The sequence below is a fragment of the Jannaschia pohangensis genome, assembly GCF_900113875.1.
In the GTDB taxonomy this organism is placed as follows: domain Bacteria; phylum Pseudomonadota; class Alphaproteobacteria; order Rhodobacterales; family Rhodobacteraceae; genus Jannaschia; species Jannaschia pohangensis.
In genome coordinates this window covers 122112-146906 of sequence record NZ_FORA01000005.1, presented here as the reverse complement: position 1 = coordinate 146906, position 24795 = coordinate 122112, and the positions used below count along the sequence as shown (strand labels likewise).

22 protein-coding genes and 1 tRNA gene are annotated in these 24795 nt (G+C 64.0%); 10 read left to right on the top strand and 13 right to left on the bottom strand.

Annotation, left to right across the window (positions count from 1 at the left end; translation table 11 throughout):
* Window positions 1-2604: a DNA mismatch repair protein MutS gene (mutS, locus tag BM002_RS16255; RefSeq protein WP_092783674.1), complete on the bottom strand. Its 2604-nt coding sequence runs from the start codon at window positions 2602-2604 to the stop codon at window positions 1-3.
* Between the two features lie 78 nt (window positions 2605-2682).
* Here mutS and BM002_RS16250 point away from each other — a divergent pair, with 78 nt between their 5' ends.
* The gene (locus tag BM002_RS16250; protein WP_092783671.1) at window positions 2683-4944 is read left to right on the top strand and encodes an NADP-dependent malic enzyme; all 2262 of its coding nucleotides are present in this window, start codon (window positions 2683-2685) and stop codon (window positions 4942-4944) included.
* 81 nt (window positions 4945-5025) lie between these two features.
* Here BM002_RS16250 and dnaJ read toward each other — a convergent pair whose 3' ends face one another.
* A complete protein-coding gene (dnaJ, locus tag BM002_RS16245) occupies window positions 5026-6183 on the bottom strand; it encodes a molecular chaperone DnaJ (protein ID WP_092783668.1) in 1158 nt (385 codons plus the stop codon).
* 68 nt (window positions 6184-6251) lie between these two features.
* Window positions 6252-8165: a molecular chaperone DnaK gene (gene dnaK / locus BM002_RS16240; protein ID WP_092783665.1), complete on the bottom strand. Its 1914-nt coding sequence runs from the start codon at window positions 8163-8165 to the stop codon at window positions 6252-6254.
* Between the two features lie 158 nt (window positions 8166-8323).
* Here dnaK and BM002_RS16235 point away from each other — a divergent pair, with 158 nt between their 5' ends.
* Window positions 8324-8935, top strand: coding sequence for an alpha-ketoglutarate-dependent dioxygenase AlkB family protein (locus BM002_RS16235; RefSeq protein WP_092783662.1), 612 nt, complete (start codon window positions 8324-8326; stop codon window positions 8933-8935).
* On the opposite strand, the gene BM002_RS16230 is transcribed toward BM002_RS16235, so the two are convergent.
* Together BM002_RS16230 and BM002_RS16225 are read right to left on the bottom strand one after the other, a co-directional pair.
* Entirely contained in the window at window positions 8928-9455 is a 528-nt protein-coding gene (locus BM002_RS16230; RefSeq protein WP_092783659.1) for a hypothetical protein, read from the bottom strand. The genes BM002_RS16235 and BM002_RS16230 overlap by 8 nt on opposite strands.
* Before the next feature lie 65 nt (window positions 9456-9520).
* On the bottom strand, window positions 9521-10342 hold the full coding sequence (locus tag BM002_RS16225; protein ID WP_092783656.1) for an ABC transporter permease: 822 nt from the start codon (window positions 10340-10342) through the stop codon (window positions 9521-9523).
* Window positions 10343-10445: 103 nt separating this feature from the next.
* Here BM002_RS16225 and cysQ point away from each other — a divergent pair, with 103 nt between their 5' ends.
* The 6 genes from cysQ to BM002_RS16195 all read left to right on the top strand — a co-directional run bounded on the left by cysQ (window position 10446) and on the right by BM002_RS16195 (window position 17437).
* On the top strand, window positions 10446-11243 hold the full coding sequence (gene cysQ, locus BM002_RS16220) for a 3'(2'),5'-bisphosphate nucleotidase CysQ (protein WP_092783653.1): 798 nt from the start codon (window positions 10446-10448) through the stop codon (window positions 11241-11243).
* Window positions 11244-11322: 79 nt separating this feature from the next.
* On the top strand, window positions 11323-12210 hold the full coding sequence (gene galU / locus BM002_RS16215) for a UTP--glucose-1-phosphate uridylyltransferase GalU (RefSeq protein WP_092783650.1): 888 nt from the start codon (window positions 11323-11325) through the stop codon (window positions 12208-12210).
* Window positions 12211-12216: 6 nt separating this feature from the next.
* Complete coding sequence (locus BM002_RS16210; RefSeq protein WP_092783647.1) at window positions 12217-13239, top strand: glycosyltransferase family 2 protein; 1023 nt, start codon at window positions 12217-12219, stop codon at window positions 13237-13239.
* A 145-nt stretch (window positions 13240-13384) separates the two neighbouring features.
* A complete protein-coding gene (locus tag BM002_RS16205) occupies window positions 13385-14395 on the top strand; it encodes a glycosyltransferase family 2 protein (protein ID WP_092783644.1) in 1011 nt (336 codons plus the stop codon).
* A complete protein-coding gene (locus tag BM002_RS16200; RefSeq protein ID WP_092783641.1) occupies window positions 14392-16077 on the top strand; it encodes a DUF5927 domain-containing protein in 1686 nt (561 codons plus the stop codon). The genes BM002_RS16205 and BM002_RS16200 overlap by 4 nt, the downstream gene beginning before the upstream one ends.
* A complete protein-coding gene (locus tag BM002_RS16195; RefSeq protein WP_092783638.1) occupies window positions 16064-17437 on the top strand; it encodes a hypothetical protein in 1374 nt (457 codons plus the stop codon). The genes BM002_RS16200 and BM002_RS16195 overlap by 14 nt, the downstream gene beginning before the upstream one ends.
* Here BM002_RS16195 and BM002_RS16190 read toward each other — a convergent pair.
* From BM002_RS16190 to BM002_RS16160, 7 genes are all read right to left on the bottom strand, one after another.
* Window positions 17434-17898 carry a PTS sugar transporter subunit IIA gene (locus BM002_RS16190; RefSeq protein ID WP_092783635.1) on the bottom strand — a complete coding sequence of 155 codons (465 nt, stop codon included), beginning with the start codon at window positions 17896-17898 and terminating at the stop codon, window positions 17434-17436. The genes BM002_RS16195 and BM002_RS16190 overlap by 4 nt on opposite strands.
* Window positions 17899-17929: 31 nt before the next feature.
* Window positions 17930-18502 (bottom strand): ribosome hibernation-promoting factor, HPF/YfiA family, encoded by a 573-nt coding sequence (gene hpf, locus BM002_RS16185; protein WP_092783632.1) that lies wholly within the window; start codon window positions 18500-18502, stop codon window positions 17930-17932.
* A 202-nt stretch (window positions 18503-18704) separates the two neighbouring features.
* Window positions 18705-19451, bottom strand: a complete 747-nt coding sequence (gene lptB / locus BM002_RS16180; protein ID WP_092783629.1) for an LPS export ABC transporter ATP-binding protein — start codon at window positions 19449-19451, stop codon at window positions 18705-18707.
* On the bottom strand, window positions 19448-19936 hold the full coding sequence (gene lptA / locus BM002_RS16175) for a lipopolysaccharide transport periplasmic protein LptA (RefSeq protein ID WP_245749296.1): 489 nt from the start codon (window positions 19934-19936) through the stop codon (window positions 19448-19450). Before lptA ends, lptB begins: the two co-directional genes overlap by 4 nt.
* A gap of 13 nt (window positions 19937-19949) precedes the next feature.
* Window positions 19950-20564 (bottom strand): LPS export ABC transporter periplasmic protein LptC, encoded by a 615-nt coding sequence (gene lptC, locus BM002_RS16170; RefSeq protein WP_092783626.1) that lies wholly within the window; start codon window positions 20562-20564, stop codon window positions 19950-19952.
* Window positions 20565-20576: 12 nt separating this feature from the next.
* Window positions 20577-21191 (bottom strand): ribonuclease D, encoded by a 615-nt coding sequence (locus BM002_RS16165; protein ID WP_092783623.1) that lies wholly within the window; start codon window positions 21189-21191, stop codon window positions 20577-20579.
* A 79-nt stretch (window positions 21192-21270) separates the two neighbouring features.
* A tRNA-Leu gene (locus tag BM002_RS16160) sits at window positions 21271-21357 on the bottom strand.
* A gap of 129 nt (window positions 21358-21486) precedes the next feature.
* On the opposite strand from BM002_RS16160, the gene BM002_RS16155 reads away from it, so the two are divergent.
* Window positions 21487-22464, top strand: coding sequence for a complex I NDUFA9 subunit family protein (locus tag BM002_RS16155; protein ID WP_092783620.1), 978 nt, complete (start codon window positions 21487-21489; stop codon window positions 22462-22464).
* A gap of 63 nt (window positions 22465-22527) precedes the next feature.
* Complete coding sequence (locus BM002_RS16150) at window positions 22528-23910, top strand: MATE family efflux transporter (RefSeq protein ID WP_092783617.1); 1383 nt, start codon at window positions 22528-22530, stop codon at window positions 23908-23910.
* On the opposite strand, the gene BM002_RS16145 is transcribed toward BM002_RS16150, so the two are convergent.
* Window positions 23907-24707, bottom strand: coding sequence for an undecaprenyl-diphosphate phosphatase (locus BM002_RS16145; protein ID WP_092783961.1), 801 nt, complete (start codon window positions 24705-24707; stop codon window positions 23907-23909). The two genes, BM002_RS16150 and BM002_RS16145, sit on opposite strands and share 4 nt — an antisense overlap.
* Window positions 24708-24795: the final 88 nt, after the last annotated feature.

The window sequence follows — 24795 nt, the reverse complement described above, 5'->3', positions numbered from 1 at the left end:
TCAGCCGTCGGTCAGACGCTTCAACTCATAGAGCAGGTCCAGTGCTTCGCGCGGGGTCAGCTCATCGGGGAAGACATCGCGCAGCCGGGTTTCGGCTGCGCTTTCCTTTTGGGGTCGGGGCGCCGGAACCGGCGTGGCACTGAACAAGGGCAGATCGTCGATCATCGCCTTGGGCTTTGTTCCCCCTTCCCGCTCGCCCTCCTCCAGCGCGTTCAGGACGGCGCGGGCCCGAGCCACGACAGCCTCGGGCAAACCGGCCAGCTTCGCGACCTGCACACCATAAGACCGGTCCGCAGCACCATCCCGCACCTCGTGCAGAAAGATCACGTCGCCGTCCCATTCGCGCACGGCTACGGTTGCATTCTCGACCCCCGCCAGCTTGGCCGACAGGGCCGTCATCTCGTGGTAGTGGGTGGCAAAGAGCGCGCGGCACCGGTTCACGTCGTGCAGGTGTTCCAGCGTGGCCCAAGCGATGGACAGGCCGTCATAGGTTGCCGTGCCCCGCCCGATTTCGTCCAGGATGACAAAGCTGCGGTCGTCCGCCTGGTTCAGGATCGCCGCCGTCTCGACCATTTCGACCATGAAAGTGGAGCGTCCGCGGGCCAGATCGTCGGACGCGCCGACACGGCTGAAGAGTTGGCTGACGATGCCGATATGCGCCGCCTCGGCCGGGACGAAGGACCCCATCTGGGCCAGGACCGCGATCAATGCGTTCTGCCGCAGCCACGTGGATTTGCCGGCCATGTTCGGCCCGGTCAGCAGACGAATGGCCGCGCCATCGGTCGCATCTAGACGCGTGTCGTTGGCGACGAAGGGCGCGCCCTGGGCCTTGAGCGCGCGTTCGACGACCGGGTGGCGTCCCGTATCGATGGTGAACGCCCGGGTGCTGTCCACCTTGGGGCGGCACCAGTTTTCGCCGCGCGCCAGATCGGCGAGCGCGGCCGTCACGTCCAGTTCCGCCAGCACGCGGGCGGCGGCAAAAATCGCGTTCGAGGCGGACAGAACGGCATCACGCAGACCCGCGAAAATGCGAACCTCGATCTCCTGCGCCCTGCCCCCGGCGTTCAGGATCTTTGTCTCTAACTCAGACAATTCGACAGTCGTGAAGCGAACCTGATTGGCCGTCGTCTGGCGATGTATGAAGATGTCATCGGCCCGCATCTTGTCGACATGGGTGGCCGTCGTCTCGATGAAATAGCCCAGAACGTTGTTGTGCTTGACCTTGAGCGAGGCGATGCCCGTCCGGTCGGCATAGGTCTTTTGCAACGCCGCGATGACCCCTCGCCCCTGATCGCGCAGCTGCCGCGCTTCATCGAGGTCCGCGTCATGCCCGGATGCGACGAAACCACCATCGCGCAGCATCAGGGGCGGCTCGGCCACGAGGGCGGCATCGAGCAGCGCCGTCAAGGCCTCCTGCCCGACCAGATCTACCAGATCGAGCGGCAAATCAGTCTCTGACAAACAGGAAAACAGGCTTTGCCCGGCCATCAATCCGTCCCGAATTGCCGCCAGATCGCGTGGTCCGCCCCGATCCAAAGACAGACGCGACAGGGCACGGTCCATGTCGGGGGCGCGGCGCAACGCGGTGCGAATGTCATTGGCCAGCCGGTCATTGGCGCAGGCCCAGTCCACCGCATCCAGCCGCGACCGTATCACCCCTTCGACCGTCGATGGTGCCGAGACGCGGCGCTCCAGCAAGCGGCCGCCGCCCGCCGTGACCGTCCGGTCAATCGCCCACAACAGTGACCCGTCGCGCCCGCCCGATGTGCCCCGCGTCAGTTCCAGACTGCGCCGGGTCGCGGCGTCGATCGCCATCAATTCGCCGCTGGCCTCGGGGCGTGGCGGACGCATCAGGGGCAGTTTGCCGCGCTGTGTCAGCTCGATGTATTCGACCAGCGCCCCCATGGCCCCCAGGTCGGCGCGGGTGAAGGTGCCGAACGCGTCAAGCGAGGCGACATCGAACAGCGTCTTCAATCGCACTTCGGCAGAGGCGGAATCGAAGGCACTGCGCCCAAGCGGCGTGACGGCGACCCCCAGTTCGCTGGCGATGTCGGCCACGTCCGACTCGTCTGTCAGCACGATTTCCCGAACGACGAGGCGCGACAGATCGGGCCCCAGACGGACACGCGGACAGGCCGAGACATGGAACGCCCCGGTCGAGATATCGGCCCAAGCCAGCGCCCCCTCGCCCCGCACATCGCACCAGGCGGCCAGGTAATTATGCGCGCGGGCGTCCAGCAGCGTATCTTCGGTCAAGGTGCCGGGCGTCACCAGCCGCACGATCCCCCGCTTCACGACAGACTTGGAGCCGCGTTTCTTCGCCTCTTCAGGGGCCTCCAACTGCTCGGCCACTGCGACTCGAAACCCCTTGCGGATCAGCGTCATCAGGTAGTTTTCGGCGGAATGGACCGGCACGCCGCACATGGCGATGTCCTGTCCCAGATGCTGGCCTCGTTTGGTCAGCGCGATGTCGAGCGCGGCGCTGGCGGCGACGGCATCGTCGAAGAACAATTCGTAGAAATCGCCCATGCGATAGAACAGCAAGGCATTCGGCGCCTCGGCCTTGATGTCGAGGTATTGGGCCATCATCGGCGTGACTGACATGGGACCCCTCCGTTCGCGCAACACGTCTACCGTCACGCGCGCGCGTCCGCTACACCGAAACTCCTGAGGGAGGACACCATGGCCGAACGCACGAGAATTACCGACGCAGAAGCACTTGCCTATCATCTGGAGCCGCGGCCCGGAAAGATCGAGATCAATGCCTCGACCGCGATGGCGACACAGCGCGACCTGTCGCTTGCCTATTCGCCCGGCGTGGCCGTCCCCTGCGAGGCAATCGCGGAAAACCCGGCCTTGGCCTATGATTACACCACCAAGGGCAACCTGGTGGCCGTCATCTCGAACGGAACGGCGGTTCTGGGTCTGGGGAACCTTGGCGCGCTGGCCTCCAAGCCGGTGATGGAGGGGAAAGCCGTCCTGTTCAAACGCTTCGCCGACGTGAATTCCATCGACATCGAGTTGGACACCGAAGACGTCGACGCCTTTGTCGCGGCCGTGAAACTGATGGGTCCGTCCTTTGGCGGGATCAACCTTGAGGACATCAAGGCCCCCGAATGCTTCATGATCGAGAGCCAGTTGAAAGAGGCGATGGATATCCCCGTCTTTCACGACGACCAGCATGGTACCGCCGTGATCTGTGCCGCCGGGCTGATCAATGCGCTGCATATCTCGGGCAAGAAGATCGAGGATGTGAAGATCGTGCTGAACGGTGCGGGGGCGGCGGGGATCGCCTGCATCGAACTGCTGAAATCCATGGGTGCGCGGCACGAGAATTGCATTACATGCGACACCAAGGGCGTCATCTGGCAGGGTCGCACCGAGGGCATGAACCAGTGGAAGTCGGCCCATGCGATCAAGACCGATCTGCGCACCCTGGAAGAGGCGATGAAGGGGTCGGATGTCTTCCTCGGCGTGTCGGCCAAGGGGGCGGTGACGCCCGAAATGGTCTCTAGCATGGCGGAAAACCCGGTCATCTTCGCCATGGCGAACCCCGACCCGGAGATCACGCCCGAAGAGGCCCACGCCGTGCGTGCCGATGCGATCGTGGCCACAGGTCGGTCGGATTACCCCAATCAGGTGAACAACGTCCTGGGCTTTCCCTATCTCTTCCGCGGCGCGCTCGACATCCATGCGCGGGCCATCAACGACGAGATGAAGATCGCCTGTGCCGAGGCGTTGGCCGCCCTCGCGCGCGAGGATGTGCCCGACGAGGTCGCCATGGCCTATGGGCGCAAGCTGACGTTCGGGCGGGACTATATCATCCCGACGCCGTTCGATCCGCGTCTGATCCATGTGATCCCGCCCGCGGTCGCGCGTGCGGGCATGGACACCGGCGTCGCGCGTCGGCCCATCGTCGACATGCCGGGCTATGCCGATAGCCTGGCCGCACGGATGGATCCGACGGCGAGCATCGTTCAGGGCATCTCCGCCCGGGCGCGACAGGCGCAGGCGCGCATGATCTTTGCCGAAGGGGATGATCCGCGCGTGCTGCGTGCCGCCGTCGCCTATCAGCGGAACGGCTATGGCAAGGCGCTGGTGGTCGGGCGGACGGACGACGTCCGCGAAAAGCTGGAGGCGGCGGGTCTGGCCGATGCGGTGCGCGAGCTGGAGGTGGTGAACGCGGCCAACACCCGACACCTCGAGACCTACAAGGACTTCCTGTATGAGCGGTTGCAGCGGCAGGGCTATGATCGACAGGACATCCACCGCCTTGCCAGCCGTGACCGCCATGTCTTTGCCGCGCTGATGCTGGCCCACGATCATGGCGAGGGGCTGGTCACCGGGGCGACCCGCAAATCGGCCCATGCCCTGCGGCTGCTGGATCATGTGTTTGACATCAAGACGAACAAGGAAGCGGTCGGGATCACGGCGCTTCTGCATCGGGGCCGGATCGTCTTGATGGGCGACACGCTGGTTCACGAATGGCCCGATGAAGAAGACCTGGCCACCATCGCCGAGGCCGGTGCGCGCATCGCCCGCGGTCTGGGGATGGAACCGCGCGTCGCCTTCGTCAGCTTTTCGACGTTCGGCTATCCCGTGTCGGAGCGTGCGACCAAGATGCACCTGGCCCCGGGTGTTCTGGAACAGCGGGGGGCGGATTTCGAATACGAAGGCGAGATGACCGTCGACGTGGCGCTCAATCCCGAGGTCGCGGCGCATTATCCGTTTTCCCGCCTGACAGGACCGGCGAATGTACTCGTCGTGCCGGCGCGCCACTCGGCGTCGATATCGGTCAAATTGATGCAGGAAATGGCGGGGGCCACCGTGATCGGCCCGATCCTGACCGGGATCGACCGACCGGTGCAGATCGCATCGACCAGTTCGACATCGTCGGATGTGCTGAACATGGCGCTTCTGGCGGCCTGCCGGATCGGGGGGTGAGGGCCGGGGGCCAGCCCCCGGACCCCCGGAGTATTTGAGAAGCAGAGAAAAGGCGCCCGGGATCAGGGCGCCTTTCATAGGTTATTGGGTCATGCCATCCCAGAAGCCTTTGACCTTGCGGAAAAAGCTGTCGCCCTGGGGGTTGTTGTCGGCGTCGATCTTCTCGAAGTCACGCAGGAGCTCTTTCTGACGCGAGGTCAGGTTCACCGGGGTCTCGACCGTCAGTTCGATCAGCATGTCGCCGGTACCGCCGCCCCGCAGGGCGGGCATGCCCTTGCCACGCAGGCGCATCTGTCGACCGGTTTGCGAGCCAGCGGGGACCTTGACCCGTGACCGACCGCCATCGATGGTCGGCACCTCGACCTCGCCGCCCAGGGCCGCCGCGATCATGGAGACGGGAACCGAGCAGAATAGGACAGGCCCCTCGCGCTGGAAGATGTCGTGTTCCTGCACCTCGATGAAGATATAGAGGTCACCGCTCGGCCCGCCGCGCAACCCGGCCTCGCCTTCGCCCGAGAGGCGAATGCGGGTGCCGGTCTCGACCCCGGCGGGGATATTGACGGAAAGCTGACGCTCTTTCTCGACGCGACCGATGCCGCCGCAGGATTTGCAGGGGTTCTTGATGATCTGGCCCGCGCCCGAACAGGTCGGGCAGCTGCGTTCGACGGTGAAGAAACCCTGCTGCGCCCGGACCTTGCCCATTCCGGCACAGGTCGGACATGTGGCGGGTTCGCTCGCCCCTTCGGTGCCTTTCCCGGAGCATGTGGAACACTGCACCGCCGTCGGAACGGTGATCGTCTTTTGCTTGCCCGAGAACGCCTCTTCCAGGGAGATACGCATGTTGTAGCGCAGATCGGAGCCACGGGTGGCGCGCGGCCTGCCGCCGCGTCCGCCGCCCTGTTGGCCACCCATGAAATCGCCGAAGAGGTCTTCGAAGACGTCCGAGAAGGCCGAGGCAAAGTCACCCTGCCCGCCCGGCGCACCGCCGCCACGGGGCCCGCCGCCCATGCCACCCTCGAAGGCGGCATGGCCAAAACGGTCATAGGCCGCTTTCTTGTTGCCATCCTTCAGAACGTCGTAGGCTTCGTTCGCTTCCTTGAACTGGGCTTCGGCGTTCGGGTTGTCGGAGTTGCGGTCGGGATGCAGCTCCTTCGCCTTCTGGCGATAGGCCTTCTTGATCTCTTCGGCGCTGGCGCCCTTCGAGACCCCAAGCGTCTCGTAGTAGTCACGTTTCGCCATGCTTCATTCTCCAACGGAAGGGCCGACCCGCTTGGGGTCGGCCGCGTCCGTGTTTTGCTCAGGGACGGTCAGGCGCGCTTTTCGTCGTCGAGATCCTCGAAATCAGCGTCGAGGATGTCGTCGTCGGCGCCATCTGGCGCATCGGCAGGGCGTGCATCCCCGTCGTCGCCGTCATTGGCGCTGGCCTTGTAGATCGCCTCGCCCAGACGCATCGCCGCTTCGGTGACATTTTGGATGCCGGACTTGATCTTGGCGGTGTCCGAACTCTCCATCGTGTCCTCGAGGGCGGAAATCGCCAGCTCGATGGCTTCGACGGTGGATGGGTCGACCTTGTCGCCATGCTCCTCGACCTGCTTCTTGGTCGTGTGGATCAGGCTTTCGGCCTGGTTCTTGGCTTCGACCAATTCGCGACGATCCTTGTCGGCTTCGGCATTCGCCTCGGCGTCCTTGACCATCTGTTCGATATCCTCGTCCGACAGACCGCCCGACGCCTGGATGGTGATCGCCTGCTCCTTGCCGGTACCCTTGTCCTTGGCGCCGACCGACACGATGCCGTTGGCGTCGATGTCGAAGGTCACTTCGATCTGCGGCATGCCGCGGGGCGACGGGGGAATATCCTCGAGGTTGAACTGACCGAGCATCTTGTTGTCGGCCGCCATCTCCCGCTCGCCCTGGAAGACGCGGATCGTCACCGCATTCTGATTGTCCTCGGCGGTCGAGAAGACCTGGGATTTCTTGGTCGGAATGGTCGTGTTGCGGTCGATCAGGCGGGTGAAGACACCACCCAACGTCTCGATCCCGAGGGACAGGGGTGTCACGTCGAGCAGGACCACGTCCTTGACGTCACCTTGAAGAACGCCGGCCTGAATGGCGGCACCCATGGCCACGACTTCGTCCGGGTTGACGCCCTTGTGAGGCTCCTTGCCGAAGAACTTCGTCACTTCCTCGATGACCTTGGGCATGCGGGTCATGCCGCCGACCAGAACCACTTCGTCGATATCATCCTTGGACAGGCCCGCATCCTTGAGCGCGGCGGCACAGGGTTTCATCGAGGCCTTGATGAGATCACCGACAAGCGATTCCAGCTTGGCACGGGTCAGCTTCATGACCATGTGCAGCGGCTGGCCGTTGCTGCCCATCGAGATGAAGGGCTGGTTGATCTCGGTCTGCTGGCTGGACGACAGTTCGATCTTGGCCTTTTCCGCCGCCTCTTTCAGGCGCTGGAGGGCCATCTTGTCCTGCTTGAGGTCGGTGCCATGCTCCTTTTTGAACTCCTCGGCGAGGTAGTTCACGATGCGCATGTCGAAGTCTTCACCACCGAGGAAGGTGTCGCCGTTGGTCGACTTCACCTCGAAGAGGCCGTCGTCGATTTCGAGGATGGTCACGTCGAAGGTACCGCCACCAAGGTCATAGACCGCGATGGTCCGCGTTTCCTTCTTGTCGAGACCGTAGGCCAGTGCGGCGGCCGTCGGCTCGTTGATGATGCGCAGCACTTCCAGACCGGCGATCTTGCCTGCGTCCTTGGTGGCCTGACGCTGCGCGTCGTTGAAATACGCCGGAACCGTGATGACGGCCTGCGTCACCTCCTCGCCCAGATAGGATTCGGCGGTTTCCTTCATCTTCTGAAGGATCAGCGCGGAGACCTGAGCGGGGGAATACTTTTCGCCCCGAACCTCGACCCAGGCGTCACCGTTGCCGCCGTTGACGACATTGTAGGGGAGGTTCTTCTTGTCCTTCGCCAGATGCTCGTCGTCGAACCGGCGACCGATCAGGCGCTTGACGCCGAAGACGGTGTTTTCCGGGTTGGTGACGGCCTGGCGTTTGGCGGGTTGGCCGACCAGACGTTCATTCTCGGTGTAGCCGACGATGGAAGGGGTGGTCCGGGCACCTTCCGCGTTCTCGATCACGCGGGGCTGCGACCCGTCCATGATGGCGACGCAGGAGTTGGTGGTCCCGAGGTCGATACCGATGACTTTTGCCATTTCGAATGGTCCTCTCTTGGCGATGTGTGCGGCGCAGGGCCCAATAAGGCGCCCCGAGCCATATCCCGTTTGAATAACGGACAGGGTGACCCGGCCCGCGGTTCGGTGGGTATATAAGGAGGGGGTTTTGACCTCGCAAGGACGTGAAGGGGATCAAAATGAATGGACCTGACGGTCGTGACATTCGCGGCGTCCGTCTGTTCGACGGATTCCTGGACGCGGCGGCGCAGGCGGCGATGGTTTCGGATGTCCGGGATATCGTCCGGGCGGCGCCGCTGATCGCGCCGGTCACCCGGCGGGGTCAGGCGCTGTCGGTGCGGATGACCTCGGCGGGTGACATGGGCTGGATCACCGATCGCGGCGGCTATCGCTATGCGCCGCGCCATCCGTCCGGTGTGGCCTGGCCACCGATCCCGGCATCGGTTCTGGCCGTGTGGAGAACCGTCGTGCCGGATGCCCGCACGCCAGAAAGCTGCCTTGTGAACTGGTATGCGCCCGACGCCCGGATGGGTCTGCATCAAGATCGGGACGAGGGGGATTTCGACCAACCTGTGGTGTCGATTTCGCTTGGGGACGATGCGCTGTTCCGGATCGGAAATGTGGCCAGGGGTGGATCGACGGAAAGTATCTGGCTGCGGTCGGGCGATGTGCTTGTGATGGGCGGGGCCGCACGGCTGATCCACCACGGGGTCGACCGGATCGCGCCCGGCACATCGACCCTGTTGGAGGCGCCAGGCCGCATCAACTTGACGCTGCGCGTGGTCAGTTAGACAGAACGCAGCAGCCCGACAACGTGCTGTGACCGCGTGCCCCCACGTAGATCAGCGTGATCGAGAGGCCGAAGAGCCGGTCGCTCATCCCGTCACTACAGAGTTCGCGGCGCAGCACTCCCCGCGCCTCACCCTCCGCATCGCCGGCGGCAAAGCCGAAGATGTCGATCCGGTTCGCGGAGCGTGTCCCGTCCCGCAGATATCCATCGACCAGGGTCTCGCCTGACAGCGTCAGCTGCGCCTGTTCGCCATCGGTTTCGAGCGACCAGTAGGGCTCATTGCCATAGCAAGCGGTGATGGCGGGATAGCTGTCGCCGGTCTGACCCGGCTGACGGCTGAGGAAGCGCATCGCGACCCAACCCGTCCGCTCACCCGCGCGGATCTGGCCCCACCGACCGTCGAGTGAGGGAAAGACGACCTCCACGTCGGTCGCATCGGGGGCAAGGCCCGCGATGATGTCCGCGTCGGCATCGGCTAGTGCGCGAATGTTCAGGACGTCGTCGGCGGCAACGCCGGTCACGTCGAACAGGGCGGGCCAATCTTCGGTCTGGGCCAGCGCGGGTGCGCCCCAAACAAGCGTCGCGATCAGCGCCCCGCGAACCAGGACAAGGAGGTGTGCCGCCGCGTGTAGAATTCGCCCATCATTCCGATCACCAGACATATGACACCTATCATCAGGGGGTATTCCCAGTTCGTGTAGTGCGGATTGTAGTTGATGAAGGCATATCCGCGCGACTGGTCGATTGCATGGAACAGCGGGTTCCAGCTGAAGAACGGCAACATCGTCGCCGGAAGGGAGTTGGCCACGAACATCTTGCCGGATGCGATCATGTTCACGCGGGAATAGACCGAATTCACGATGTTCACGAAGTTCGGCGCCCAGGGCTTGAGCGCCAGAAGAACCATGCCGATGCCGACGCCCACAAACCACGCCAGCAGGAACATCATCGCAAAGCCGCCCATGTCGTAGATCTCGATCGGGGTCCAGGCGACGTGGACGGCGAACAGGATCAGGACAACCGACAACACCTGAATATAAAGCGATGACAGGGCCGCCGCGAGGATCGCGATGGCGGTGTTCATGGGGGCGTGTTTCATCATCGCTGACGCCGGGCCCTCGGCGCTGACAATCGCGCCCATGGCCTTGATATGGGTCATGAAGAGGAAGATGCCCGACATGATGTAGAGCACGAAGTTGCCCCGGATCGCGCTGCCCCGGATGCCCAGGATCGTGAACATCAGCACGAAGGCGCCGATGAAGATGACCGACTGCAGAACGTTCATGACCAGCGCCATCATGCCGGTGCCGTGGCCCTTGCGAATCTGGCGGACCGTGGCGTGGAACACCAGTTCCGACAGGGTAAATGCCCGGGACAGGGCGGAATCACGTCGTTCGAATCTGAACATGAGCCCCCTCCGTCAGGATTGCCGGGGTCGTCTGCTTGCCCCGGGGATGTCGAATACCATAAGCCTTGCCGCGTCACCAAGGTATTAAGACGGGAGTATGGGTATGGATTTCGGCGAAATGATGGTTGTCCTTCGGAAACTCGCACTCGAGGCGGGGGACCGGATCATGGAAATCTATGACGCGGACGACTTCGATCTGCGGTCCAAGTCGGACGACAGTCCCGTAACTGCCGCGGACGAGGCGGCCGATGCGCTGATCTCGGCCGGGCTACGGTCGGCGTTCCCGGATGCCGCCCTGGTGACCGAAGAGCAATCGGCCACTCACGATCTGAAGGTCAGCACCTTCTTCATCGTCGACCCGCTGGATGGCACCAAGGAGTTCGTCCAGAGGCGTGGCGATTTCACCGTCAACATCGCCTGGGTCGAAGACGGCGTGCCGGTGCGCGGTGTCGTCTATGCCCCGGCCAAGGGACGCCTGTTCTGGACCCGGGCCGACGGCCAGACGGTCGAGGAAACGGGCCCCTTCGACAAGGACCGGATCGGCGCCTGCACCGAGATTTCGGTCTCGACCCCAGATCAATCCGCGCTGCTTGTCGTGGCCTCCAAGTCGCACCGCGATCAGGCGACGGACGACTACATCGGCAAATACGCCGTCGCCGACATGAGGTCGGCAGGCTCGTCGCTGAAGTTCTGCCTTGTCGCCACCGGCGAGGCGGACCTCTATCCCCGGCTTGGCCGAACGATGGAATGGGACACTGCGGCGGGTCACGCCGTTCTGTCGGGGGCCGGAGGTCATGTGGTGCGCTTCGACGACCATCAGCCGCTGACCTATGGCAAGCCGATATTCGAGAACCCCTTCTTCATCGCCTATGCCCCCGGAGTGACCCTTCACCAAGGCTGAATGCCCAATTGGGGCCGCATTTCCCTGTCAAATCGGGGTTAAACGGGCATCAATCGCCCGCAACTGGAAGAGCTGAAGCATGAAGCGAAACGTCACCAAGGCGATTTTCCCCGTGGCCGGGTTGGGGACACGGTTCCTGCCTGCAACGAAATCCGTCCCCAAGGAGATCATGACCCTCGTCGACCGTCCGCTGATCCAATACGCGATCGACGAAGCGCGGGCGGCAGGGATCAAGGAGTTCATATTCGTGACGTCGCGCGGGAAATCCGCGCTCGAGGATTATTTCGACGACAGTCCCATCCTGGAGCAGGAGCTTCGCAAGAAGAAGAAGCTGGACCTTCTGGAGGAGTTGAAGCGGACCACGATGGATTCGGGCCAGATCGCCTATATCCGCCAGCACCGCGCACGGGGTCTTGGCCATGCCGTCGCCTGCGCGCGCCGCATGATCCACAACGAGCCCTTTGCCGTGATCCTGCCCGATGACGTGATCGCGGCCGACAAACCCTGCCTTGCGCAGATGGTCGAGGCCTATGCCGAAACCGGCGGCAGCATGGTCGCCGCGATGGAGGTCGCGCCGGATCGCACGTCGTCCTATGGCATTCTCGACGTGGCCGAGTCGGACCAGCAGACGATGCGCGTCAAGGGCATGGTCGAAAAGCCGCCCTCGGGCACCGCGCCGTCGAACCTGGCGGTGATCGGTCGCTACATCCTCAGCCCGAAAGTGATGAAGAACCTCACGGGTCTGGGGGCCGGGGCCGGCGGCGAGATCCAGCTGACCGACGCGATTGCGGGCGAAGTGGACAGCGAAGAGGGCGTTCACGGCTTCCGCTTCGAAGGGCAACGGTATGACTGCGGCTCCAAGGCGGGGTTCCTTCAGGCCACGGTCGCCTTCGGTCTGGCCCGCGAAGACCTTCGGGACGAGTTGCGCGGTTTTCTGGCCGATCTCAGCCTGACCGGACAGATCTGACGGGCGATGGCCCGGGCCCCGGATCTCTGGCAAGCCTACAAGCTGCGGTGGAAGCGGCGGCGTCTTCTGGCGCGATCCTTCGCCAAAAGGGGTCAGCTGTCCGCGCGACAGGACCGGACCGACCGGATCGGTCCGGGTGACATCCTGGCCTTCGCCACGGTCCGGAACGAGATGTCGCGCCTGCCGTGGTTCCTGCGCCACCACCGGGCGCTTGGCGTCGCGCATTTCCTGGTCGTCGACAACGACAGCGACGACGGCACCGTCGATTACCTGGTGGAACAACCGGATGTCTCGGTCTGGACGACGCCCCACGGCTACAAGGCGTCGCGCTTCGGGGTCGATTGGCTGACCGTGCTTCTGGCCCGTCATGGGCACGGGCATTGGTGCCTGACCCTCGATGCCGACGAGCTGTTCGTCTACGCCCACCATGATCGCCGTCCCCTGCGGGCGCTGACCGACTGGCTCGACCTGACGGGGCGGGAGTCGATGGGGGCGCTGATGCTCGATATGTATCCGCGCGGTCCCCTCGGACAGGCGCGCGTCGATCCCCAGGATGACCCGATAGCGACGTTGTCGCACTTCGATGCGGGCAATTATGTCATGATCCGCCAACCCGTCCTGCAGAACCTCTGGGTGCAGGGCGGTCCCCGGGCGCGGGCCTTCTTTGCCGACGATCCCCGGCGCGCCCCGACCCTCTCCAAGGTGCCGCTGATCCGCTGGAACCGGCGCTATGCCTATGTCAGCTCCACCCATTCCGCCCTGCCCCGGCATCTCAACCATGTCTATGACCAGAGCGGGGGCGAGGCGCCGACGGGCGTCCTGCTGCATACAAAGTTCCTCCCCAACATCCTGACCAAATCCACCGAGGAAAAGGAACGGCGGCAGCATTTCGAGAATTCGACCCTCTATGAAGGCTACTATGACGCGTTGATCTCCGATCCCGTCCTGTGGTGCGAGGCATCGACCCGCTATGCCGGATGGCAGCAACTGGAGGGCCTGGGGCTTTTGTCTCGGGGGGGATGGGAATGACCTTCGATCGCCATAAAGAGTTGCGAAATGGAATCATGGTTCCGCGACGCGGACCGCGATTGATTGCGTCCGAATTGGAAACAATGGTTTATCGAGTGCAAAGGTCGGGAGCGATGGCGCTGGTACGGGAAGGCAGAGCAAGTCGATGGGGCTGATCGCGTCCTATAGAATGCGCCTGCGCCGCCGCTATTGGCGACTTCGGGCCCTGCGAAGGCGGCGTCAGCTGACGGTCGTCAAGGATCGGACACGCGCGATTTCCTATGGGACGATCCTTGCATTCAGCACCGTGCGGAACGAGCGGACGCGCCTGCCCTACTTCCTGGAGTATTACCGCAAGCAGGGCATCGATCACTTCCTCTTCGTCGACAACGACAGCGTGGATGGCACCCGCGAATACCTGGCCGATCAGCCCGACGTGTCCGTGTGGACGACGCCGGACAGCTATGCCAAGTCGGCCTTCGGGATCGATTGGCTCAACTGGCTGATGCGCTCCCATGGGCATGGACATTGGTGCCTGACCGTCGATGTGGACGAATTCCTGGTCTATCCGTTCTGCGACACGCGGCCCTTGCGCGCGCTCACCGATTGGCTGGACGCGAGTTCGATCCGCAGTTTCGGGGCGATGCTTCTGGACATGTATCCCAAGGGCCCCGTCAACGCGCAGCCCTATCGCGAGGGGCAGAACCCCTTCGAGATCGCTGCCTGGTTCGACAGCGGCAACTATATGTTCGAGCGCAATCCCCGCTTCGGAAACCTCTGGATCCAGGGCGGCATCCGGGCCCGGGCCTTCTTTGCCGATGCCCCGAAAAAGGCGCCGGCGCTCAACAAGGTGCCGCTGGTCAAATGGCGTCGGGAGTTCACCTACATCAGTTCGACCCACATCCTTCTGCCCCGTGGCCTGAACCTGACCTATGATCCGGCGGGCGGCGAAAAGACGACGGGCGTCCTGCTCCATGCCAAATTCCTCAGCCTGTTCGTCGAACGCGCCGCCGAGGAGGCACAGCGGGCCGAACACTACCGCGCGGCGGGCGAATACAGGGCCTATGCCGACGGTCTGGAGGGTTCGGACGATCTGTGGTGCAAATGGTCCGAGCGCTATATCAATTGGCGACAGCTCGAAATTCTGGGCCTGATCTCCAAGGGGAACTGGGCATGAGCCTCGGGTTCATCATGCTGGTCCACACGGCCTTTGACCGCGCCGAACAGGTGGCGCGCTATTGGGCGTCGAACGGCTGTCCGGTAGTCATCCACGTCGACGGCAAGGTGCGGCCCGCCCGGTTCCGCGCGTTTCGCGACCAGTTTCGGGATGATCCGATGATCCGCTTCTCCAGGCGGACACGGGTCGAATGGGGCAAATGGTCCCTTGTGCGCGCCACGCAATTCGCGGCTGAACGCCTGCTGGCCGATTTCCCGGACGTGCGGCACGTCTTTCTGGCGTCGGGATCCTGTCTGCCACTGCGGCCGGTGTCCGAGTTGCGCGACTATCTCGATGCCCATCCCGAAACGGATTTCATCGAAAGCGTGACGACAGAGCAAGTCACCTGGACGGTCGATGGCCTGGAGGCCGAGCGCTTTACCCTGCGGTTCCCGTTTTCGTGGCGCAAGCAGCGCAAGCTCTTCGATGCCTATGTCCGGTTTCAGCGGCGCTTCGGTCTTCGCCGACGCATCCCCGAAGGCGTCTCCCCGCATCTGGGAAGCCAATGGTGGTGTCTGACCCGGCGGACGCTGTCGTCGATCCTGTCGGCCCCGGATCGGGCCAGCATGGACGCCTATTTCGCCAAGGTCTGGATACCGGACGAAAGCTATTTTCAGTCTCTCGCACGGCGCTATTCGACCCAGATCGAAAGCCGGTCCCTGACGCTGTCCAAGTTCGACGTGCAGGGAAAACCCCATGTCTTCTATGACGACCACCAACCCCTGCTGGAGCGGTCGGATTGCTTTGTCGCGCGCAAGATCTGGCCTCGTGCGGATCGTCTCTACGAGGTCTTCCTCGATGATACCCGTCTTGCGAACCGCGGGGCGGAGCCGAACCCGGGCAAGATCGACCGGGTCTTCTCCAAGGCGAACGAGCGGCGGGGTCAGGGCCGGCCCGGGCTCTATTCCCAGGCACGCTTCCCGTCACCCGGGCTTGAGAACGGGCTGACCTGCGCGCGCTACAACATCTTTTCCGGATTCGACTTCCTGTTCGACGGGTTCGAGCCATGGCTCGCGCGGCGGATCGGGGGCCGTATCCATGGGCACCTCTATGCGCCCGAGCGTGCGGAGTTCGCCGGGGGCGAGACGTTGATGAACGGTTGTCTGTCCGACTCCGCCGCCTTGCGCGACTATCGCCCGACGCAATTCCTGACCAACCTGCTCTGGTCCACGCGCGGCGAACGGCAGAGCTTTTTCATCGGTCCACATGATGCGCAGGACGTGGTGCCCTTCGTCACGAGTGATCCGAACGCCACGATTGCCGCCGTGACCGGGGCCTGGGCGGTTCCCCTTCTGACGTCGAACCTGGGCTTCGATGCCATCAAGGCCGAGGCCGCGCGTCTGCAACGCGTCGAACTCGCCTTCCTGAAGGAACTGAAATCCCCGGGTCTGGCCGCCCGGGTGCATGTCTGGCCGCTGGCCGATTTCGTGGCCCAGCCGACAGAAAAACTTCAGAATGTCCTGTCGGAGATCACCGGTCCCAGTCCGCGACGCCTGACCGATCTTCCGCCGATGCGCGATCTGACGGGCTTTCGCGACTTCCTGTTGCGGCTGCGTGACGGGGGCGTGAAACCGCAGGTCATGGGGGATCTTGCCCTCTTCCCGACCAAGACGGACGGAGGTGCGAAACATGGCAGCGTTTGATGCCTTCGTCCTCTTTGCCGAAATGCGCACCGGGTCCAACCACCTTGAGGAATCGCTCAACGGGCTCGACGACGTCCAGAGCTTTGGCGAGGTGTTCAACCCCGTCTTCCTCGGCGCGCACAACCGGACCGAACTTTTCGGCATCGACATGGCCGCGCGGGAGGCGGACCCGATGCCCCTGCTCCGCGCCATCGTGGCCCAACCGGGGATCAGCGGCTTTCGGTTCTTCCATGACCACGATCCGCGCGTTCTGGGGCCTGTCCTGGAGGATCCGCGGATCGCGAAGGTCTTTCTGACGCGCAACCCGCTGGACAGCTATGTCTCGCTGACGATCGCCGCTCAGACCGGGCAATGGCGCCTGACCAATCCGAAGATGGCGAAGGTGGCCAAGGCGACCTTCGTGCCTGCGGATTTCGACGCCCTTGTCGAACGTCAGCGCGTCTTCCGCGACGAGGTGCAGCGCCAGTTGAAAATCAGCGGGCAGGGGTCGTTCTGGGTCAGCTATGACGACATCGGCGATGTCGAGGTCATCAACGGAATCGCGCGGTTCATCGGGTCGAAGGGCCGTCTGGAAGACGTGCCCGGAAAGCTCAAGAAGCAGAACCCCGGCGAGATCGAGGACAAGGTCGAGAACCCCGATGTCCTGCGCGCGCATCTGGCGACGCTCGACCCGTTCCTTCTGTCGTCCTCCACCAACCTGGAGCCGCAGCGCGGACCGTCCGTGCCGGGCCTGATGGCCGCCGCCGACAGTGCCCTGATCGCTCTGCCGGTTCCCGGTGGGCCGACCGATGCCCTGCGCGACTGGCTCACGGCGCTGGACGGGGCCGCCCCGATCGAGGGAATGTCGCAAAAGCAGCTTCGCCCCTGGATGCGGCAGCACAAGGGGTTCATCAGCTTTGCCGTGGTGCGCCACCCCCTTGCCCGCGCCCATGACGCGTTTTGCGATGTTCTGGCCGCCAAGGGGCCGCAGGCGAATACGCTGCGCCGGATTCTGACCAATCAGCACGGCGTCGACCTGGACGGCGATGCGGCGGCGGCGTTCCTTGGGTTCCTGCGGTTCATCAAGGCAAACCTCGGGGGGCAATCGTCACTGCCGGTGCAGCCGGAATGGGCCAGCCAATCGGCCTTGCTGGCGGGCATGGCGCAGGCGGTCCTGCCGCAGCGCCTGATCCGGGAGGAAGAGGTACAGGCGGAGCTGGACCGCCTGGCGAACCTTGTCGGCAAACCCGCAAGGCCGCTGATCCTGCCCGGCCGGGCCGCGCTTGCGGAAATCTGTAGCGACGAGATCGAAGACGCCTGCATCGACGCCTATCGTCGCGACTTTCTCAATTTCGGATTCAAGCGCTGGAGGAATTCCTAGGCGGCGTCTGCCGTCTGTGCTTCGGTCAGCACGGTATAGAGCAGGGACGGATCGTCATTGGCGCGCAGCTTGGCGCAAAGTCCCGGATCGCGCAGCGTGCGGGACACCAGCGCCAGCGCCTTGAGATGCGCGACACCCGCGCCTTCGGGCGCAAAGAGCGCAAAGATCAGATCGACCGGCTTGCGATCCATCGCATCGAAGTCGAGCGGCGATTCAAGGCGGATGAACACACCATGCACTTCATTCAGGTCGGGCAGGCGCGCATGGGGCAGGGCGACACCGTCGCCCACGCCCGTCGTGCCAAGCGCCTCGCGTTCCTGCAACGCCGCGAAGGCAGCGTCATAGTCCAGCCCGTGCAAATCCTGCGCGACCTCGGCCAGATCGCAGAACAGCCGTTTCTTGCTGGACGCCTTCGGCAATACCTTCACGGCCCTCTGGGCAAGGATTTCGCTTAACCGCATCTGCTCTCCCTTTATCCGCCTTCGGGCGTTTTCAGGTGCCTGTTGCGGGGTCGATCCATCCAACGTTTCCATCGTCGCGCCGATAGACAACGTTCACGCCGCCGCTTTTCTCGTTCTTGAAGACCAGCACCGGGGCACTGGCCAATTCCATCTGCATAACCGCTTCGCCAACGGAAAGCGACGGTATCTTGGTCGACATCTCGGCCACGATCACGGGTGCCAGGCTGTCGGGTTCTTCCAGGCTCTCGTCATCAGCGGCGAGGATATACGAGGCCGCCCCCGAGAGTTCAACCGGCTGTGCGCGATCCTGATGATGATCCTTCAAGCGGCGTTTGTAGCGTCGCAGCTGCTTGTCCATCTTTTCGGCACAGGCATCGAAAGCGGCATAGATTTCAACGGCTTTACCCTTGGCCTGGGCCGTCAGTCCCGTCGAAAGATGCACTGTCGCCTCGCAGACGTTCTCATGCGCGGACTTCGAAAACACCACCATCGCATCCGTCGGTCGGCCCGCATACTTGCCGATGACTTCGCCCAGTTCGGTCTTGACGTGGGTCTGAAGGGCCTCGCCGATGTCGATCTGCTTGCCGGTGATTTGATAGCGCATGATGCCTCCTACTGGAATGGCGGGCCTGAACCTGTCGGTCTAACCCATTGGATGGCTTGAGTTTCTGGATACCGTGCCGCGATATGCCGCGGCGGTCTTCTCATCGGTCCCGGCGGGCGGGACAAGGTCGTGAGAGCGGGGCTCCATGCTCCGATTGGGCGTCGAATGCGCGCGCAAGTCAATCTCGAATCACATCAAGCGATTAACGGGTGAAGCTTTCGCCCAGATAGACCCGACGGACATTGTCGTTGGCGACAACTTCGTCCGGGCTGCCCGACATCAGGACACGCCCGTCGTGCAGGATATAGGCGCGATCAACCAGTTCCAGGGTTTCGCGGACGTTGTGATCGGTGATCAGGACGCCGATTCCGCGCGACTTCAACTCGACCACAAGGGCGCGGATATCGCCAACGGCAATCGGGTCGACACCCGCAAAAGGTTCATCGAGCAGGAGGTAGCTCGGGTTCGCGGCCAGGCATCGCGCGATCTCCACCCGCCGCCGTTCACCGCCCGAGAGCGCCATGGCCGAAGCGCGGCGCAGATGTTCGATGTGGAATTCGCCCAGAAGCTCCTCCAGCCGTTCGCGACGGCGGTGGCGTTTCGGTTCCGCCACTTCGAGAATTGCCATGATGTTCTGTTCCACCGTCATGCCGCGAAAGATCGACATTTCCTGTGGCAGGTATCCGATGCCCGCCTTGGCGCGCCGATACATCGGCAGCCAGGTGACATCGCGGCCATCCAGACTGACCGTTCCGCCATCGGGGGTGACGAGACCTGCGATGCAATAGAAGGTCGTCGTTTTCCCCGAGCCGTTCGGTCCCAGAAGGGCCACCACCTCGCCCCGGGCCAGGTCCATCGACACATCGGTGATGACCGGGCGCTTGCGATAGGATTTGCGCAGGTTGCGGATGCGCAGGCCGCCGTCGCCTTCGGTGACCGAAAGCGTCACGGCTGCAACGTGGTCCGCACGCGCCCGGTGACGGTGCCCGCCCCGCTGGCCAGATTGATCGAAAGGCGGTCACCGGCCAAAACGCTGCCCGCCTGGGTGACGACGACATCGCCGGTCAGCAGGATGTCGGAACTGGCCAAGGTATAGACCGCGTCCTGACCCTCGGCGGCATCCTCGCCCGCCACGATCAGGACATTGCCCGAGGCGTTCAGCCGCTCGATCTGGCGATCCCCGCCGCCCGTCGAATAGTCGACCGTGACGATGTCCGCCGAAAGCCTGAGGTCGCCCTGGGCGATCACGACGTTGCCGGTCAGCGTGGCACGCCCCGTCGCCTGATCCACCTCCAGGCTGTCGGCGGCCACTTCGACCGGAGCGGATCGGTCGAAATCGCCCTGGCCAAAGCCGACTGCCGCCGTTTGTGCGGCGGCCATCACCGTGGTGGCCGACAGAAGGACGAGGGAAAGGGCCAGGTTGCGCAGGAGCATCGGGATATCCGGATCAGGTTGGGGGTTGGTATAGCAGGTCGACGCCTCCGGTGAACAGCAATCGCGTCCCGCCGTCGGCATCTTCGTTCAGGCGCATCTCTCCGGCCCTGAGGCGACCCAGGGGGCCATCACCCGAGACAGGCCCCGGCGACACCACATCAAGACGGCCGAGCGACCCCTCCAGACGGTCCGTGGTCAGGCTGTATCCGGTGGATGTCTCGATCTTCACATCCCCCGTCAGGACCAGGGTCCGGCGCGCCGTATCGACGTCGCCCGCGTTCGAGATGACGGTGGATTGCCCGCCGTTCAGACCGTCGAGCACCAGGCGCAATTCTTCGGCGGTCATGCGGCGCGGGTCCGTGGGATCCGGTCGTGCCAGCCGCGCCGACAGGTCGAATGCCGTCCCGTCCTGCGAGACGCCTGTGAAACGCGGCATCGTCAGTTGCTGATCCCGCGCCCGTTCGGACACATCGACATCGGCCACGGGAATGGCGTCATCGGGATTCACCGACCGCGCCAGCAGGAACAGCGTGCTCAGCAGCATCAACGCCAGCACCGGCAGGACAAGTTTCGCCATCCGCACAAGGCGGCTGTGAAGGCTTTCGGACAGGGGGCGCGCAGATGCCATGGCGGCAGTCTGTCATGTATGGGCGAAAATGTCCGTCTCGGGATAGCCGATCAGGTCAAGTTTCGCGCGCGTCGGCAGGAAATCGTAGCAGGCCTGTGCGATCTCCATCCGATCCTCGCGCGCAAGCCGTGCGTCAAGCTCGGCCTTCAGGCGATGCAGGTAGAGGACATCGGACGCCGCATAGGCCAGCTGCGCCTCGGTCAGGGTTTCGGCACCCCAATCGCTGGTCTGTTGCAGCTTGCTGATGTCTTCCTGGAGCAGCTCTTGTAGCAGCACCTTCAGCCCGTGACGGTCGGTATAAGTCCGCACCAGTCGGCTTGCGATCTTGGAACACCAGACCGGCGTCGCAAGCGCCCCGAAGGTGTGGAACATCGCCGCGATGTCGAAGCGTCCGAAATGGAACAGCTTGAGCACAGAGGTATCGCGCAGCAGCCGCTCGAGGTTTGGGGCCGATGTCTGCCCCTTGGCGATCTGCACCAGATGCGCGGTCCCGTCGCCCGACGACAGCTGCACAAGACAAAGCCTGTCGCGGTGCGGGTTCAGGCCCATCGTCTCGCAATCGATCGCGACAGAGGAACCAAGGTCCAGCCCGTCTGGTAGATCGTTCTGGTGCAGGGTGATGGTCATCGCGGGCCTCCGGATCAAAAACGCGAACGCCCGGCCGCCGTTGGTAGTCGGAGGCCGGGCGTTTCGTGTTGGTAGACCGTGGTGCCCAGGAGAGGACTCGAACCTCCACTCCCTTGCGAGAACTGGCACCTGAAGCCAGCGCGTCTACCAATTCCGCCACCTGGGCATCCACGGTGCGCGGTGCGTATATCCGGGTGCGAAGACTGTCAATCGGTCAAACTGCGAAAATTGGCGCACTTGCCCGGACGGCCCCCGGCGGCTATCCGAACGCATCTCATTCGGCAGGAGCGACCCCATGCAAAAGCTCGTCACCATTTTCGGCGGTTCCGGTTTCATCGGGCGCTATGTTGCCCGCCGCATGGCCAAGGACGGCTGGCGCGTGCGCGTCGCCTGCCGTCGCCCGAACGAGGCGGGCTTCGTGCGCATGTACGGCAGCGTCGGTCAGGTGGAGCCCGTGCTGGCCAATATCCGCGACGATGCCTCGGTCGCCGCCGCTGTCATGGGGGCGGATGCGGTGGTGAACTGCGTCGGCATCCTGGCCGAGGCGGGCAAGAACCGGTTCGACGCCGTTCAGGCCGAGGGAGCGGCCCGCGTTGCCCGCCTGTCCGCCGCCGCCGGTGTCGCGCGTCTGGTCCAGATCAGCGCCATCGGGGCCGATGCCGACAGCGACAGCGACTATGCCCGCACCAAGGCCGCGGGCGAAGCAGGCGTGCTGGAGCATATGCCCGATGCCGTGATCCTGCGGCCGTCCATCGTGTTCGGCCCCGAGGATCAGTTCTTCAACCGCTTCGCCGGCATGGCCCGCATGATGCCGATCCTGCCGGTGGTGGGGCCCGACACCAAGTTCCAACCCGTCTTCGTCGACGATGTGGCCGCCGCCGCCGCCCTTGCCGCGGAAGGCAAGGCCGCGCCCGGTGTCTATGAGTTGGGCGGCCCCGACGTCGATACCTTCCGCGAGCTGATGCAGACGATGCTCAAGGTCATCCGTCGCCGCGCCCTGATCCTGACGGTGCCGTTCTTTGCCGCGCGGCTGATGGCCTTCGGCCTCGACATGGGTCAGAAGCTCAGCCTTGGCCTGTTGCACAATGGCACCCTGACCCGTGACCAAGTGCGCAACCTGGCCCATGACAATGTGGCGACCGGCCCCGGCTTCGACGCCTTCGGGATCGCGCCGACCGCGATGGAGGTGATCCTCCCGGGCTATCTCTATCGCTTTCGCCCCTCGGGTCAGTATTCGGACATCAAGGACAGTGCCCGCAACCTGAAGACCTGACGGAACTGCTGCGCCGCGCCAACGGTTGGCCCGCGAAACCAAAAGACTGGCAAGGGACGGCACATGGCGCGCAATTCGAAGGACCTGACCGAAGGGCCGATCTGGCGTGCGCTGGCCGGGTTATCCCTGCCGATGATGCTCGGCATTCTGGCGGTGATCTCCACGGGTCTGGTCGATGCCTATTTTCTGGCCAAGGTCTCGCCCGAGGCGCTGGCCGCCGTGGGCTTCATCTATCCCGTGACCACCGCCATCTCGTCGCTCTCCATCGGGATGTCGGCGGGGGCCAGCGCCATCATCAGTCAGGCATTGGGCCGCAAGGAAAGCGAAGACGACGTCACCCGTCGCGGACTGCATGCCCTTGGTCTGGGCCTGACCTTCGCATCCATTGCGGCGGCGCTCTTCTGGCTGGTCGACCGCCCGCTTCTGGCGGCCCTGGGAGCCGAGGAAGAGGTGCTCGAGACGGCGCTGCGCTACACGCCGATCTGGTGTTTGTCCTTTCCGTTCCTCGTGTCGATGATGCTGATCAACGGGGTGTTCCGGGCCCATGGCAACGGCACGCAATCGGCGGGCGTCATGGTGTTTTCGGCCATCGTGAACGTGACGACCACACCCGTTTTCATTCTGGGCCTTGGCCCGGTGCCCGAACTGGGGGTTGCCGGGGCGGCCCTTGGCACGCTGGTGGCCATGCTGTCGGGCAGTGCGATGGCCTTCTTTCTGGCGCTGCGCGATGGCATCCTTCAACCCTGTAGCGAGCCGTTTCTGGACCTGTGGCGGAACCTGCGCAATGTCGTCGCCATCGGCGGCCCTGCGGCCACATCCAATGCGATCAACCCGGCCGGCATGGCGCTGGTGACGGCGGCGGTGGCGACGGTGGGTGCCGATTACGTCGGCGGGTTCGGCGCGGCCACGCGGGTCGAATCGCTGGCCGCCGTGCCCCTGTTGGCCCTGTCCTCGGGGATCGGGCCGGTGGTGGGTCAGAACTGGGGTGCGGAAAAGCAGGATCGCGCGCAACAGGCGCTGCGCCTCTGTCTGATCTTCTCGGTCGGTTATGGCCTTCTGCTGGCGCTGACGCTGACCATCTTCGGCGACTGGATCGCCACTGCCTTCGGTGCGGGCGAGGGCAGCACGCAGGCTGCCGCCGCCTATCTGCGGGTCGTCGGATGGTCGATCTTCGGCTACGGAATGCTGGTCACTGGGAATGCGGCGCTCAACGCGATTTCCAAGTCCGGCCATGCGATGACCCTGTCTGTGGCACGGGTGCTGGCGATCTATGTGCCTTTGGCGTGGCTTGGCGTGACCCTGTTCGGCTATGGCGGCATCCTTGCCGCGGCGGTGGTCGCAAACGTCTTCGGGGCCTGGGCCATTCTGGTGGCGGCGCGGGCGACGGGTCTTCTGGCATGGGATATCCCGCCGGTCTCCTGGCCCGCGCAGCGCGTCCCGTCCTAGGTGTAGGCCCAGGTCAGAAGGGCAAGCCCCAAGAAGATCCGATAGATCACATAGGGCGTGAAGCTGACCGACCGCAAAAGCCGCATCATCAGGGCCAGCGCGCCCAAGGCCGCAAGAAACGACAGAACCGCGGCGATTGCCCCGTCGCGAAGCAGCGCGCCGCTGGTGTCGTTCATCACGTCCAGCGACAGAAGCGCCGCCGAGGCGAGGATCGTCGGAATCGACATCAGTATCGAGATCCGCGCCGCATCCTCGCGCCCGTAGCCCATGGAGCGGGCTCCGGTGATGCAGATGCCCGACCGCGATGTGCCGGGGATCAGGGCGATGGCCTGCCAAAGCCCCAGCTTCAGGGCCTGTCCCGGGGTCCAGTCGGCCACGGTGCGGTCATGCGCGCCCCGGCGGTCGAACCAGAACAGCAACAGTCCGAAGCCCAACGTCGCCCAGCCGATCACGGTGACGGAGCGCATCGCGTCGCTGGCCCCGGTCACCTTGAGGATCAGGCCCGCGATGATGACCGGCACCGTCGCGATGGCGAGGCCTGCGGCCAGACGCTCGTCCGGGCCCCATTTGCGGCGGAACAGACCCAGAGTGCCGACCAGGGCGCGGGCGACGTCGGCGCGGAAATAGAGGACGACGGCGCCGAGGGTGCCGAAGTGCAGGGCGACGTCGAGGGCGGTGCCCTGATCTTCCATTCCGGTCAATGCGGGCAACAGGATCAGATGGCCAGAGGAGGAGATGGGCAGGAATTCGGTTACGCCCTGGATCAGCGCCAGAAGGATGAGATGCCACAGCGCCATGATTGATTCGTCCTTGGTTTCGCGCACAATGAATCACCTGTGCCGAAAGGAAAAGATTGACATTTAGGACCAAGTCGGACCTAAAATA

Bases quoted from the DNA above. Each gene is read 5' to 3' on its own strand.
- mutS (WP_092783674.1), bottom strand. From the start codon at position 2,604: ATGTCAGTCACGCCGATGATGGCCCAATACCTCGACATCAAGGCCGAG.
- BM002_RS16250 (WP_092783671.1), top strand. From the start codon at position 2,683: ATGGCCGAACGCACGAGAATTACCGACGCAGAAGCACTTGCCTATCAT.
- dnaJ (WP_092783668.1), bottom strand. From the start codon at position 6,183: ATGGCGAAACGTGACTACTACGAGACGCTTGGGGTCTCGAAGGGCGCC.
- dnaK (WP_092783665.1), bottom strand. From the start codon at position 8,165: ATGGCAAAAGTCATCGGTATCGACCTCGGGACCACCAACTCCTGCGTC.
- BM002_RS16235 (WP_092783662.1), top strand. From the start codon at position 8,324: ATGAATGGACCTGACGGTCGTGACATTCGCGGCGTCCGTCTGTTCGAC.
- BM002_RS16225 (WP_092783656.1), bottom strand. From the start codon at position 10,342: ATGTTCAGATTCGAACGACGTGATTCCGCCCTGTCCCGGGCATTTACC.
- cysQ (WP_092783653.1), top strand. From the start codon at position 10,446: ATGGATTTCGGCGAAATGATGGTTGTCCTTCGGAAACTCGCACTCGAG.
- galU (WP_092783650.1), top strand. From the start codon at position 11,323: ATGAAGCGAAACGTCACCAAGGCGATTTTCCCCGTGGCCGGGTTGGGG.
- BM002_RS16210 (WP_092783647.1), top strand. From the start codon at position 12,217: ATGGCCCGGGCCCCGGATCTCTGGCAAGCCTACAAGCTGCGGTGGAAG.
- BM002_RS16205 (WP_092783644.1), top strand. From the start codon at position 13,385: ATGGGGCTGATCGCGTCCTATAGAATGCGCCTGCGCCGCCGCTATTGG.
- BM002_RS16200 (WP_092783641.1), top strand. From the start codon at position 14,392: ATGAGCCTCGGGTTCATCATGCTGGTCCACACGGCCTTTGACCGCGCC.
- BM002_RS16195 (WP_092783638.1), top strand. From the start codon at position 16,064: ATGGCAGCGTTTGATGCCTTCGTCCTCTTTGCCGAAATGCGCACCGGG.
- BM002_RS16190 (WP_092783635.1), bottom strand. From the start codon at position 17,898: ATGCGGTTAAGCGAAATCCTTGCCCAGAGGGCCGTGAAGGTATTGCCG.
- hpf (WP_092783632.1), bottom strand. From the start codon at position 18,502: ATGCGCTATCAAATCACCGGCAAGCAGATCGACATCGGCGAGGCCCTT.
- lptA (WP_245749296.1), bottom strand. From the start codon at position 19,936: ATGCTCCTGCGCAACCTGGCCCTTTCCCTCGTCCTTCTGTCGGCCACC.
- lptC (WP_092783626.1), bottom strand. From the start codon at position 20,564: ATGGCATCTGCGCGCCCCCTGTCCGAAAGCCTTCACAGCCGCCTTGTG.
- BM002_RS16165 (WP_092783623.1), bottom strand. From the start codon at position 21,191: ATGACCATCACCCTGCACCAGAACGATCTACCAGACGGGCTGGACCTT.
- BM002_RS16155 (WP_092783620.1), top strand. From the start codon at position 21,487: ATGCAAAAGCTCGTCACCATTTTCGGCGGTTCCGGTTTCATCGGGCGC.
- BM002_RS16150 (WP_092783617.1), top strand. From the start codon at position 22,528: ATGGCGCGCAATTCGAAGGACCTGACCGAAGGGCCGATCTGGCGTGCG.
- BM002_RS16145 (WP_092783961.1), bottom strand. From the start codon at position 24,707: ATGGCGCTGTGGCATCTCATCCTTCTGGCGCTGATCCAGGGCGTAACC.